The organism is Mucilaginibacter sp. UYNi724 (assembly GCF_054057495.1).
In genome coordinates this window covers 381450-393203 of the sequence record NZ_JBSRZI010000001.1, presented here as the reverse complement: position 1 = coordinate 393203, position 11754 = coordinate 381450, and the positions used below count along the sequence as shown (strand labels likewise).

Annotated in this window: 12 protein-coding genes and 1 riboswitch; of the genes, 6 read left to right on the top strand and 6 right to left on the bottom strand. The window is 44.7% G+C overall.

Translation table 11 applies throughout. The features are described 5' to 3' along the window. Window positions 1–44 precede the first annotated feature (44 nt). Both ACVW0P_RS01725 and ACVW0P_RS01720 read right to left on the bottom strand, forming a co-directional pair. The gene (locus ACVW0P_RS01725) at window positions 45–794 is read right to left on the bottom strand and encodes a glycosyltransferase family 2 protein (RefSeq protein WP_457130548.1); all 750 of its coding nucleotides are present in this window, start codon (window positions 792–794) and stop codon (window positions 45–47) included. After that, the gene (locus ACVW0P_RS01720) at window positions 791–2050 is read right to left on the bottom strand and encodes a glycosyltransferase family 4 protein (RefSeq protein WP_457130547.1); all 1260 of its coding nucleotides are present in this window, start codon (window positions 2048–2050) and stop codon (window positions 791–793) included. The genes ACVW0P_RS01725 and ACVW0P_RS01720 overlap by 4 nt, the downstream gene beginning before the upstream one ends. 98 nt (window positions 2051–2148) lie before the next feature. Here ACVW0P_RS01720 and ACVW0P_RS01715 point away from each other — a divergent pair, with 98 nt between their 5' ends. Further along, window positions 2149–2676: a serine acetyltransferase gene (locus ACVW0P_RS01715; RefSeq protein ID WP_457130546.1), complete on the top strand. Its 528-nt coding sequence runs from the start codon at window positions 2149–2151 to the stop codon at window positions 2674–2676. Next, window positions 2676–3422, top strand: a complete 747-nt coding sequence (locus tag ACVW0P_RS01710; RefSeq protein ID WP_457130545.1) for a class I SAM-dependent methyltransferase — start codon at window positions 2676–2678, stop codon at window positions 3420–3422. The genes ACVW0P_RS01715 and ACVW0P_RS01710 overlap by 1 nt, the downstream gene beginning before the upstream one ends. 55 nt (window positions 3423–3477) lie before the next feature. On the opposite strand, the gene ACVW0P_RS01705 is transcribed toward ACVW0P_RS01710, so the two are convergent. After that, window positions 3478–4542 (bottom strand): branched-chain amino acid aminotransferase, encoded by a 1065-nt coding sequence (locus ACVW0P_RS01705; RefSeq protein ID WP_457130544.1) that lies wholly within the window; start codon window positions 4540–4542, stop codon window positions 3478–3480. 109 nt (window positions 4543–4651) lie between these two features. On the opposite strand from ACVW0P_RS01705, the gene ACVW0P_RS01700 reads away from it, so the two are divergent. Further along, entirely contained in the window at window positions 4652–5113 is a 462-nt protein-coding gene (locus tag ACVW0P_RS01700; protein WP_457130543.1) for a hypothetical protein, read from the top strand. Window positions 5114–5438: 325 nt separating this feature from the next. Here ACVW0P_RS01700 and ACVW0P_RS01695 read toward each other — a convergent pair whose 3' ends face one another. Beyond that, window positions 5439–6392 (bottom strand): tryptophan 2,3-dioxygenase family protein, encoded by a 954-nt coding sequence (locus tag ACVW0P_RS01695; RefSeq protein ID WP_457130542.1) that lies wholly within the window; start codon window positions 6390–6392, stop codon window positions 5439–5441. Between the two features lie 116 nt (window positions 6393–6508). Continuing rightward, window positions 6509–6573: riboswitch (Fluoride riboswitch) on the top strand. Window positions 6574–6598: 25 nt separating this feature from the next. Between ACVW0P_RS01695 and ACVW0P_RS01690 the strand changes: the two genes are divergently transcribed. Together ACVW0P_RS01690 and ACVW0P_RS01685 are read left to right on the top strand one after the other, a co-directional pair. Continuing rightward, a complete protein-coding gene (locus ACVW0P_RS01690; protein ID WP_457130541.1) occupies window positions 6599–7927 on the top strand; it encodes a voltage-gated chloride channel family protein in 1329 nt (442 codons plus the stop codon). 70 nt (window positions 7928–7997) lie between these two features. After that, the gene (locus ACVW0P_RS01685) at window positions 7998–8468 is read left to right on the top strand and encodes a universal stress protein (RefSeq protein WP_457130540.1); all 471 of its coding nucleotides are present in this window, start codon (window positions 7998–8000) and stop codon (window positions 8466–8468) included. Window positions 8469–8585: 117 nt separating this feature from the next. Here ACVW0P_RS01685 and ACVW0P_RS01680 read toward each other — a convergent pair whose 3' ends face one another. Both ACVW0P_RS01680 and ACVW0P_RS01675 read right to left on the bottom strand, forming a co-directional pair. Beyond that, on the bottom strand, window positions 8586–9875 hold the full coding sequence (locus tag ACVW0P_RS01680; protein WP_354427906.1) for an HAD-IB family phosphatase: 1290 nt from the start codon (window positions 9873–9875) through the stop codon (window positions 8586–8588). A gap of 176 nt (window positions 9876–10051) precedes the next feature. Beyond that, window positions 10052–10684 carry a hypothetical protein gene (locus ACVW0P_RS01675; RefSeq protein WP_457130539.1) on the bottom strand — a complete coding sequence of 211 codons (633 nt, stop codon included), beginning with the start codon at window positions 10682–10684 and terminating at the stop codon, window positions 10052–10054. 284 nt (window positions 10685–10968) lie between these two features. Between ACVW0P_RS01675 and ku the strand changes: the two genes are divergently transcribed. Further along, window positions 10969–11742: a non-homologous end joining protein Ku gene (gene ku, locus ACVW0P_RS01670; RefSeq protein WP_457130538.1), complete on the top strand. Its 774-nt coding sequence runs from the start codon at window positions 10969–10971 to the stop codon at window positions 11740–11742. Window positions 11743–11754 lie beyond the last annotated feature (12 nt).

The window sequence follows — 11754 nt, the reverse complement described above, 5'->3', positions numbered from 1 at the left end:
TTTGTTGAAAAGCCGTCATTGACGCGCAAGATATTCAATGTCACCTAGTCATTCGTCCTTTTATTCTTCAACCAATACCACCCTAAATTAAAAGCGATAACCGCGTGGTTAAGCACGGTGGGGATTAACCCGTAATGGCGCTTCATAATATCGAACCTCTCCAGCAGGCTCTGCTTGTGTTTAGCTTTAGACATGCCGCCTATTAAGTATTTGGCAACATAACCATCAACCCTTACGATCTTGGTAGCCTTTTTAGCCGCACGGATGATCCAGTCGATATCGGCACTAAGCTGGTATTTGGGGTCGTATGGCTCGGTAAGCGTGCGCCTGATATAAATAGCCTGGTGGCTGATACTCATACCGTATTTAAAGCCGCGCCAGCTAAATTTATCGGGCGCCTGGTGGCGGCGCTGCCCAAGGGTTTCGCGCTCATCGTTCACCATTTCGGTTTCGCCGTAATATATGTCGGCATCGGGTGCGGTGGCAAAAACTTTGGTAACTGTATCGGCTGCATAAAATTCATCACCCGAATTCATGAAGATCACATATTCGCCGGTGGCAAAGGCAAGGCCTTTGTTCATGGCATCGTAAATACCTTTGTCTTTTTCGCTGATGAGTTTGGCAATGCGGCTGTCGTGGCGATTAATAATTTCCAGCGTGCCATCGTTAGATGCACCATCAACCATAATATATTCGATAGCATCGTAAGTTTGGCCAAGCACCGAAAGCATGGTGCGTTCAATATCCCGAGCATTATTATAAACGATGGTAATTACCGACAGGACGGGTTTCATAGGATGGATTTATAAAGATCTATGTACTGCCTTGCTACCTTCTCGTTATTAAACATGCGTTTTACCTTGTAGCGGGCGGCAGCGGCGTACTTATCGCGGTTGCCTGTGTTCAATACATCATTAAGGCCGGCGGCAAGGTCGGTGGCCGATTTAAATTCGGCCATGTAACCGTTTACCTGGTGGTCTATCAAATCGGGGATGCCGCCTGTATTGAATGCCACAACGGGTGTGCTGCAACTCATGGCCTCCATGATCATGTTGGGCAGGTTATCCTCAATAGCCGGCGATACAAATACATCGGCCATGCTATAGATCTCGGCCAGGTCGGCAGGCGAAGTGATAGTATTCAATTGCTTAACAGGGAACGATAAAGCATTTGTATCAAAGTGCTTGTTTTTACCGAATATGACGATCTCGATATCTTCGTTCAGCCGGCTTGCTTTTAATACCCGCAATGCTTCTACCAAAAAACTGATGCCCTTGCGCCTGTCGTTGACATTGGCAGCGCCGAACAAAATAATCTTTGCAGAGGGGTTTACGCCCCATTTGGTACGTGCGGCAGCTTTATCTTTATGCGAGAACAGGTCAATATCGATAGGATTAGGGATAGCTTGTATAATAAACCCTTTAAGCAGGGTGCTTTTCATGGCCACCTCGCCCAGCCAATGGCTGCAGGTTACAATGGATAAGTTTTTGGCGATACTCAGCGCGTCCTTTTTGTGGAGCCAACCATCGTGCGATAGGTCGTTATCCTCCGGGTTGCGCAGGAAATAGCAATTGCCGCACTGGTTTTTAAAGTGGTTACAAGGGCCCGCGTAATGGCAGCCACCTGTAAAAGCCCACATATCGTGCAGCGTCCAAACAATGGGTTTATTTAGGGCGATGATTTTTTTTATGTCTTTAATAGAGAGGAACCCCGAGTTGGTCCAATGCAGGTGGATGATGTCGGCTTCTTTGATAATCTTAGATTGGCTGATATCCGTACCCGCGTTGGCTGGCGAAAAAGCGAACCTAACCTGCTTATCCCGCTCCTGGAAAAGCATGAAGGGAATCCGCTCTAACAGGAAATTTAGTTTTGACCGTAACTTGCCAAATATGTTTCGCTCAATGGTGTAAACCGCATCTTCAGCCCTCTTTTTATGTTGCACCACCATGGTTACATCCACCTGTTGCAGTTGGAGGGCTTTTAATAAGCGCATGCAAGCCTCGGCAGCTCCGCCGCCAGAATCTGATGTATTGATGAGTGCAACCTTCATTTATCGGGGCAAGTATAATGATACTAAAATTAAAAATTTTACTTTTGAATGCTTCATTAATATCAAAATGAAGTTTAACAGCAAATCCGACACCTAACATGAACTTTTTCGAGTACTTATTCCAGGACTGGAGCGCTAACCGGAGCAACATAAAAGGGCGAGTGGTTTTGTTCCTGTTTCGATCGGTGCAGATCGTTAGCCGCCATACACTTTCAAAGATCCTTTTTTGCTGGTATCTGGTATTTTACCGCCTTTTTGTGGAGTGGACTTTAGGCATCGAGCTGCCGCGCAAAGTTGTTGCGGGCAAAGGACTTATTATTTATCACGGGGAGGCACTGGTAGTTAATCAGCGTGTTGTTATTGGTGAAAACTGCGTGTTGCGTAACAGTGTTACTATAGGCCATAAAAAACTGGCCGATGGCACCTTTAGCAATTGCCCCCGTTTGGGTAATAATGTTGACGTAGGCGCCAACGTTTGTATTATTGGCGATGTTAGCATAGGTAACAACGTAATTATTGGCGCGGGCGCTGTGGTGATAAAAGATATACCTGATAACAGCACTGCAGTGGGTAACCCGGCGCGAGTACTGGAAAAAAAGACTGAAACCCTTATTGAGCATATTTAATGGAGAATGATTTAACAGACCATTCCTTCTGGAAATCGTTTTGGGAATCGCGCAAGGGGCTGCTATTTAAACTGAAGCCTAATTATGTTTTTGGCGATATTTTGGGCAAGCTGATTGCCGAAAAAGGTGTTAAAAATGCTATTGAACTGGGCGGTTTCCCGGGATATTATTCCATTTACCTAAAAAAATACCAGGGTTTAAAAACTACCCTACTCGATTATTTTATCCATCCCGAGCTGATTAATAAGCTACTTGCTGCAAATGACCTTACACCCGGCGATATCGATATTGTTGAAGCCGACCTGTTCACGTACCAACCACCTCAAAAGTTTGATATGGTGCTTTCTTTCGGTTTGATAGAGCATTTTAGCGACACGCAATTTATCATTAACGAGCACCTTAAGTTTTTGAAACCCGGCGGCACCTTGTTTATCACCTTACCAAATTTTAAGAGTGTTAATGGCTGGGTGCAAAAGAATTTTGATAAAGACAACTACGACAAGCATAACATCAACAGCATGGACCTTGACCTGCTGCGTGATAGCTGCAAAGCCCTCGGCCTAAAAGAGATTGAAGCTTACTACCACGGCAGGTTCACCGTGTGGCTGGAGAATAAATCTGAACAGAAGGGTTTATCTAAAGCCATTGTAAAAGCTATTTGGGTGGCAGGTAAAGTATTTACCAAGATCGTTCCCATAGAAAGCAAAGCGCTATCACCATATATTGTGGTGAAGGCGGTGATGTAAAAATCAAAAAGCCCCGCATTTTCTGCAGGGCTTTTTGATATAATTGGTAAGAAAATTACACCATATAATTCCAGCCGTTGATGTCTTCGGTGCGGCCGTATTTGATATCATCAAGGGTTGATAATACTCGTTTAGAGAACTCGCGTGTAGCAGGGTCGCTCAAAAAGTATTCTTCACCTTCAAAGCTGATAGATGCTACAGAAGCGATGGTTGCGGCAGTACCGGCACCAAAGGCATCTGTTAGTTTGCCATTTTTAGCACCTTCTATCAGTTCTGCAATAGATACCTTGCGTTCTTCAACCGTTATGCCCCAGCTTTTAGCTAATGCGATAACCGTATCGCGGGTTACGCCATCAAGGATGGTATCGTTTGCTTCGGCAGTTATCAGTTTACCATCTAACAGGAACATCGCGTTAGCGGCACCCATTTCTTCGATGTATTTGTGCTCTTTAGCATCCGTCCAGATCAGTTGGTCAAAACCCTCTTCGGTAGCTTTGCGGGCAGGCAGCATAGAGGAACCGTAATTACCGGCAGCTTTCGCGTAACCCATACCACCTTCGGCAGCGCGGGTGTAATGCGTTTCTATTTTAACCCTAAGCGGTTTTGAAAAGTATGGGCCAACCGGGCCAACAATAACCATATATTTATAAGTAGCCGATGGCGTTACACCCAGGTATGGGTCGGTAGCGAACATGAACGGGCGGATGTACAAAGCATGGTTAGCTTTTCCAGGGATCCAGTCGCGGTCAAGGTCAACCAATGCGGCAATGGTTTGCACAAAGAGTTCTTCGGGCAGGGTAGGCATACAAAGGCGCTCTGCTGATTTGTTAAAACGAGCGGCGTTCTTGTCCGGGCGGAAGATAGAAACCTTACCGTCGGCATGTTTGTAGGCTTTAATACCTTCAAAAAACGACTGCCCATAATGCAGCGAAGAAATTGCCGGGCTCATTAAGATTGGGCCGTATGGCAGTATCTCAAAATTTTTCCATTCGCCATCAATGTAATCCGCAGAAAACATGTGGTCAGAGAATACCTTGCCAAAAGGCAGGGTGTTAAAATCCGTCTCAGCTAAACGTGAGTGAGCGGCTTTGGTGATTTTTATGTCCAGCGTGTCGGTCATGGTAGTAGAATAAGTAATTCAGAAAGTGGCAAGTTAAAAAATTTTGAACGATTTTTTAATTTTAAAGCCTTATGAATACTATATTACAGCAAATTAACAAAGCCCCTGCATGCCCGAATATAAACTTACTGCCGAAGGAAACGCCAAACTCAAAAAAACCTGGACCTACACCATCTTAGCTTCATACGTTGTTATCATCTGTATTTTTGCCTTTAACCTGCTTTACCGGGGCGGCACCACGGCCAATATCATCACATTCGCCATTATATTTATGGCTTTGATAGCGGGGTTTGTTTACGGGAAAAAGAAATATTTTAAAGGGGTAGATGCCACGAACCTTATTATCGACGGCCAGAAAATTGTATTGCATACCCTAAACCAACCGGACGTTGCCATAGACCTTGCCGATATTAAAAAGGTTACCCATCGCGGCCCGGGCATATTCCTGGTAAATAAATTTCCGAAGAAAAGCTCGATGATGATCATCAACAAGTTTGAAAGCTTTTACGAGATAGAGAAGTTAGTGAATGATGCGGCAGCGGCTAATAGTTTGCAAATAACTGCTATATAGCTATCCGTTTACATAGCTTACCAAAAAGCCAATAAATACGGCTATCGGGATAAAAACGAGAATAAAGCCGACCATATTCCAGTAAAATATTTTTGAATTTTTAGAAAAAAGCGCAAATCCCGAAGTTATGAGAAGGTATGGTAGGATTACTACAAATAGGAAATAATAAAGTGTAAGCCCAATAGTTTCACCATCACCCTGATTAATAAAATCGTAATAAGCTACATACCCGATCCAGCACCACAATAAAAAATAAATACCGCAAAGTATTATTGCAACAGGGTGCTCCTTAAAGCTTGCTGAAATAGTCTTACCGGCCATGGTTTTACAGTTCGCTCACAACTTTATCTACCCAGGCTTTTCCCCATTGTTCAAGTTCGTCGGTATTCCATAAAGATGGGTAAAAAATGCGGTGCTGGAAACGCGGGGGCAGGTATTTCTGCCAGTTTGTACCGCCTGTAGCTTTAATCTCCTCGGGCTCGCGGTGCAGGTAGCGCACGGCAGATTTGTAGTGGCTTAGCGGCCAGTTCACGTTCACGTTTACATCAAGCTGTTTCAATTGCTCCTCTAATGCTTTAGTGCTTGCGCCATTATATTTAAACTGCTGCAATAAAGCGTTAAAGTTGGTATTGTTAACCTGCTTGCCAAGCTCGATAAATGTTTTGGCGTATTTTTTTTCGAACTGGTTTAGGGTCAATGTTTTTTTACCGGTAGAGAGTTCTGTAGCCCCGTATTTCCAATAGATCTGCTCAAACTGATCTTCAACTGGTGCGGTGGCTAATTCTTGCCGATGATCCTGGGCAACCAGGTTAATAAAATCCGTCGCGTAAATTTCTATCAAACGGTACTGGCCGCTTTGGAAACCGCTGGCAGGCAACAGGCTCATCCTAAATTGCAGGAATTGCTCTTTCTCCATACCATCCACCATAATCTCGAACGAGTTTGTCAGCGCCTCAAAATACCGATTAATGCGTCTTACGCGTGCCGTGAAAAAATCGACGGTAAGGTTTTCGGCCTCGGCTATCTGCTTGCATTCGTGCAGGCTTAGCTTGAAGTAAAGCTCGGTAATTTGGTGGTACATAATAAAGATCTCTTCATCCGGGAATGGCGTTTTCGGGCTTTGCAGGCTCAAAAGCGTATCCAGGTGAATATAGTCCCAATAGGTTAAAAAGTCGGCATGCAGCAGGCCATCCAGGTAAGATGTCATATCCTGGCCCATGGCGTTGTATTTTTCCTGCAGCAGTGTAAGCCTTTTTTCTATTTCGGGAGAGATGCTCATAGGGCAAAGATAGGGGTAGGAGTTGAAAGTTAAAGGTTTAAAGTGAAAAGCTGTAATAGGGCTTAACTTTTTACTTGGCACTTTAAACCCTCAACTAAAAAACTATATTTGTACTATACAAACAAGGCAATGGTGTTCTGCCTACTTGAACCGCTGCAAAGCTGATGACGCCTACCCCAAATAAGTTGTTTATTTGCACGTAGGTTATGTTTAAAAATATCTTTTCCAAACCGTTTTCGCCTTTTATCCAGATCATCCGTGTTGCGCTCTTGTGCATCCCCGTTGCTGTAGCAATTGGCAGCATGGTGGCCTTTTTCCTGTGGCTGTTAACCTGGGCTATTCATTTCCGCTTTGCGCATAACTGGTTGTTGTACCTGTTGCCTTTGGCGGGTGTAGTAATCCACCTGCTGTATAAATGGTACGGCAAAAGCGCCGAGCGGGGTAATAATTTAATTATTGACGAGATCCACCAGCCGGGGGCGGGTGTGCCTAAACGCATGGCACCCCTCATTTTGGTTACCACGGTTATTACCCACCTTTTTGGCGGTTCGGCGGGGCGCGAGGGTACGGCCGTGCAAATTGGCGGCAGCCTGGCCAACTTGTTCGCGGGCTGGTTTAAACTGAACGAGGCCGACAAAAAAACCATCCTGACCGCAGGCGTGGCGGCAGGGTTTGGGGCGGTATTCGGCACGCCGCTTACCGGTGCCATCTTCGCCATCGAAGTTATCGCTATCGGGCGCATGCCATATAAGTCATTTTTTGCCTGTTTGATAGCCGGCTACGTGGGCGATGTTACGGTATCGTTGTGGCACATTCATCATACCGCCTATCATATCGATGTTGCCGATACGGGGCAAGTGCTATATGGCATCAGTTTGCCGGGCAATTTGCTGCTTGTGGCAAAGGTGCTTGTGGCATCGGTGGTGTTTGGTTTGGTAAGTTACGCCTTTGAAAGGGCGGTACATTTGGTCAAAAACTTTTCATTAAGATGGATCAAGGTTACCTGGGTGATACCTGTTGTTGGCGGCCTTGCCATCATCGGTATTACTTATATTTTGGGTAAGCCCGATTATTTGAGTTTGGGTGTGGATGCCGAATATCCCGGCGCGATAACCATTGTTTCGGCATTCCAACATGCCGGGGCTGATGCCTTTAGCTGGCTTTGGAAACTGATCTATACCGCTATCACCCTTGGTACAGGCTTTAAGGGCGGCGAGGTAACCCCGTTATTTTACATAGGCTCCACCCTGGGCAATACCCTTGCCGAATTGATGGATGCCCCCATTGGTTTATTTGCCGCTTTGGGCTTTATCGCGGTATTTGCAGGGGCTACAAATACCCCGCTGGCCTGCACGTTAATGGGGGTAGAACTATTTGGCGGGCAGTATGCTATCTTTTTTGCGATAGCTTGTTTTACGGCTTACGCCTTCAGCGGCGATGGTGGGATCTATTCGGCCCAAAAAACTGCCTTGTCCAAATCCGGGTTTGCGGAGGGCAATTATCTAAAGCGCATGTTTGCCAGGTACCGCCTATAGGCAATTACATCTTTAATAAAACATATCCTAAGTTGATTGTTTAGTAAGGGGAACCAAAACCCTTATAGCCATGAAAATTAGCAAGATACTTATCGGAATAGACGACAGCAAATTTGCCGAATACGCGGCATCATACGGGTTTGATATTGCCCACACCTTTAACGCCCACGTTGGTTTGGTGCACATTGTAGAGCCGGCCGTAATTGCCGATACCTCAAACGACCCGATGATCGGCTTGCCTACAATAAATTACGATGAGGTGAACATGCTAAACATCCAAAAAGATCAGGCTGATAACATCATAGAACGTACTATTGAAAAATATGCGAAAGGTTTGGAGGTTACACACTTTAACGAGTACGGCTCAACAGCTGATGGCATCCTAAGTTGCAGCGAACAATTTAAAGCTGACCTGATCGTGATTGGCACCCACGGGCGTACAGGTATTGATCGCCTGCTAATGGGCAGCGTTGCCGAAAGTGTTGTGCGCAACTCGCATGTGCCGGTGTTGGTGGTGCCACTTGTAGAAAAAGGGGAGTAGTTGATAGTTCATGGGTCATGGTTAATAGTAGTTCCTGTAAACTATATTAACTTGTAAAATTGATGATCATAGTTTAGGGCAGTTTCCATAAGCTATGAACCATCCGCCATGAACCATTTAATAAAGCAGTCTAAATTTTATCGTTTGCTCAATAGCTTTAAGCTCGTTTAGTACTTCGGTGCCGTAACCTGTATTTACATCTGTAATTACGTAGCCAATTTGTGGGTTGGTTACCAAAAACTCGCCTACTATATTGATATTATGATTTGCAAAAACCTCATTTATTTGCGCCAGTATCCCCGGCACATTCTTATGAATGTGAATTAACCTGTGCGCATTGTTGATACGAGGCGGCTGCAGGTCTGGGAAGTTACAGCTCATGTGCGTTTTGCCTTCATTCATAAAAGCAATTACCCTACGGGGGATAAAATCGGTATTGCGCGGGTTGGCTTTAGGGTCGTCGAATATAATGATGCCTTTTTCGCAGGCGGCCTCGGCCAGTTTGCGGTTCACGCGGCCAAAGCAGCCTATTACTTTTAACCGACCTGCATTTTCCAGATGCTCTGGTTTGGGTAAGTTTGCTTCGTCGCAAAACAAAACACCGGCCTCGTCCAGGTATTTTTCTTCTATACTATCGCGATGGCGGAAGTTGTAACCCTCGCGTTTCATTTGGCCTAAAGCCTCTTCATCTATATCGCCAATAACCAAACACTTGATGCGGTTTTTTGGATATGATATTGCCCTTGGCAGTTTGTTAATGTATAAAAACTCATCAAAGCTTGGGGTGATATGATCGGCCTTTTCTGCAACAGATTTACGCTCGATATTCTCGGTAAAGGCAAAAAACTTTTTGATCATCCCCGATTCCTTTAATTGGAAATCCGAGTAACCATCGCCAATGCCGAAGATCTCTCCGGACAGGTTTAACTCTTTCAGAAGCTTCACCTTGCCACCCTCTTGCGATAAGGGGTTCTCGCGGTCGTAACCTACAATGTTACCTTCCTCATCAAATACAAAAGTGTTGGCGTAGATATTATCTTTCTTGATATGGTACTCGGTAACAACCGGGATAATAAATTCCTTGAACCCGCCTGATACGATCAACACCTCGTCCTGGTGGTTCTTAAAAAACATGGTATTGCGGGAGAAAGAGGTTGATACCTTTTTCTTTAAATGGGTGATCAGCATTTTCAGATGGTCGCGGTTAGCGCAAAGCAGTTTTACGCGTTGTTCCAGGCTATCTGTAAACGACAGGCGGCCCTCCATAGATGCATTGGTAAGGTCTTCTATTTGTTTATAGATGCCCTCGCGGTCGGGATGATTCTTTAAAGATATGCGGGCTAACTCGTCTAAGGCTTCTACCTGTGTAAAGGTGCTGTCGAAATCAATAATAAAGTACTGCTCCATGGGGGTGTAAGATGCTGAGCTGCAAATGTGCGAAAAATGATTGAGGCATTGTTCAGAAAATCATCCACATTAGGTGTTCATTTTCAACAGGGTTAAGGCGATACAATCCTGTAAAAACAAAAAAGTGGGGCCGCACCCCCCGTGCAGCACCCGCTTAAACTAAATAAAAGAAGCCTTTATTTTGTTGTATTTGCAGCAATGGCCAGTTTGTTGGTCTGTACCAGGTTGTTTATCATTTTCGAGTTGAACGCGATCTCTTGCCTGATGGCGCCAATATTGCTTTTGATGTACATTAACGATTTTAAGCCTTTGATGCCTTTCATCAACCCGGCGCTTTTAATTTCGCCCGGCAGGGTGATCAGGTCTTTTGATGATTTTAGCAGGCTTGAACCCATTGCAAGGCAAAGTTTAGAGAAGCCTAACATCTGGTCGGGCGTTAATGGTTTTACCTCGGTAGCGGGCAGGCCGTCAAGTGTTTGGCCGGTTACGCTGGCATACATTTGTGGCAATAGAGCTCGGTTCTCTTTTAACTGGGTCATCATGGTGGTAACCAGGCCGGCTAATGCATCAACGCCTGCAATACCAACTTCTTTTGGTGCTTTAAGGTTGTCGGCTTTAGCCAAAGTTTTTTGGAAGTCTTCAGATTTTAGCATCGCAACCAGCTCGGCACGTTGGGCTTTCAGTTCGTCGATGGTTAAAACTTTGGTGTCTTTAATTTCCGCGGGGTTTTCGGCTACAGTTTCGTCTTGTGCTTTTGCAGCGAAGCATAGGGTTAATGCAAAAACTGCGCTTAGTAATAACTTTTTCATGATATTTTTAGTGTTTAGTTTGTAATTGTAAAGGTCATACAATCAGTGTTTTGCAGCAATCCCGTCGTTATGGTATATTAAAATACGTACTAATACGCATATCATAAACGCACATTGCAATTATTAAAGGCTTTAAATATCTGTATGGATGACGTAATGTGCCTTTGCAAGTAACTAAGGGCATATTTTAACGGTAAAATAATATTAGCTTATACCACTTTGCTCATTTTAAAAACCGTTGCCTTTTTTTATAGTTATAATAAATAGTATTAAATCATAAGGTTATGAGGTCTATCTGGAAAGGTTCGTTAGGGTTTGGGTTGGTGAGCATCCCGGTAAAATTATATTCGGCAGTGCAAAAAAGCAGTATCGATCTGGATATGCTTGATGCCCGCGACCACGAGCGCATCCGGTACCAGCGCGTGAATGAAAAAACCCACAAAGAGGTGCCTTATGATAAAATTGTAAAGGGCTATAAAATAAATGACGACGACTATGTAATAGTAGAAGAAGCAGATTTTGAAGCCGCCGCGCCCGAGAAAAGTAAGGTGGTGGAGATAGAAAGCTTTGTTGATATAGGCGACGTGAACCCGATGTTTTACGAAACATCCTACTATACCGAACCTGATACTAAAAACAATAAGGCCTATGCCCTGCTGCTACAGGCGCTAAAAAAATCCGGTAAGGCGGGCCTCGCGCGTTTTGTACTGCGCAGTACCGAAAGCCTTTGCATTGTGCACCCCATAGATAATGTGCTGGTGATTACCCGGATCCGATTTGGGCAGGAGATTCGCGGTACCGAGGACTTAAACATTGCCGACGATGTAGCGGTAAGCAAAAAGGAACTGGATGTAGGCCTGGCCCTCGTCAACCAATACGCCGAAGACTTTGATGTATCTAAATTTAAGGACGAGTATAATGATGAGCTGCTGAAGATCATCAAGGCGAAAGCGAAGGGTAAACGCCCTACTATTAAAAAGCTTAAACCGCGTGTAACCAAAAGCGACGATCTCTACGAACAATTGATGAGTAGCTTAAAGTCAAAAAAGGGCGCATAGTCGATTGTAATT

Coding starts and splice junctions, on each gene's coding strand:
- ACVW0P_RS01725 (WP_457130548.1), bottom strand. CDS start 794: ATGAAACCCGTCCTGTCGGTAATTACCATCGTTTATAATAATGCTCGG.
- ACVW0P_RS01720 (WP_457130547.1), bottom strand. CDS start 2,050: ATGAAGGTTGCACTCATCAATACATCAGATTCTGGCGGCGGAGCTGCC.
- ACVW0P_RS01715 (WP_457130546.1), top strand. CDS start 2,149: ATGAACTTTTTCGAGTACTTATTCCAGGACTGGAGCGCTAACCGGAGC.
- ACVW0P_RS01710 (WP_457130545.1), top strand. CDS start 2,676: ATGGAGAATGATTTAACAGACCATTCCTTCTGGAAATCGTTTTGGGAA.
- ACVW0P_RS01705 (WP_457130544.1), bottom strand. CDS start 4,542: ATGACCGACACGCTGGACATAAAAATCACCAAAGCCGCTCACTCACGT.
- ACVW0P_RS01700 (WP_457130543.1), top strand. CDS start 4,652: ATGCCCGAATATAAACTTACTGCCGAAGGAAACGCCAAACTCAAAAAA.
- ACVW0P_RS01695 (WP_457130542.1), bottom strand. CDS start 6,392: ATGAGCATCTCTCCCGAAATAGAAAAAAGGCTTACACTGCTGCAGGAA.
- ACVW0P_RS01690 (WP_457130541.1), top strand. CDS start 6,599: ATGTTTAAAAATATCTTTTCCAAACCGTTTTCGCCTTTTATCCAGATC.
- ACVW0P_RS01685 (WP_457130540.1), top strand. CDS start 7,998: ATGAAAATTAGCAAGATACTTATCGGAATAGACGACAGCAAATTTGCC.
- ACVW0P_RS01680 (WP_354427906.1), bottom strand. CDS start 9,875: ATGGAGCAGTACTTTATTATTGATTTCGACAGCACCTTTACACAGGTA.
- ACVW0P_RS01675 (WP_457130539.1), bottom strand. CDS start 10,684: ATGAAAAAGTTATTACTAAGCGCAGTTTTTGCATTAACCCTATGCTTC.
- ku (WP_457130538.1), top strand. CDS start 10,969: ATGAGGTCTATCTGGAAAGGTTCGTTAGGGTTTGGGTTGGTGAGCATC.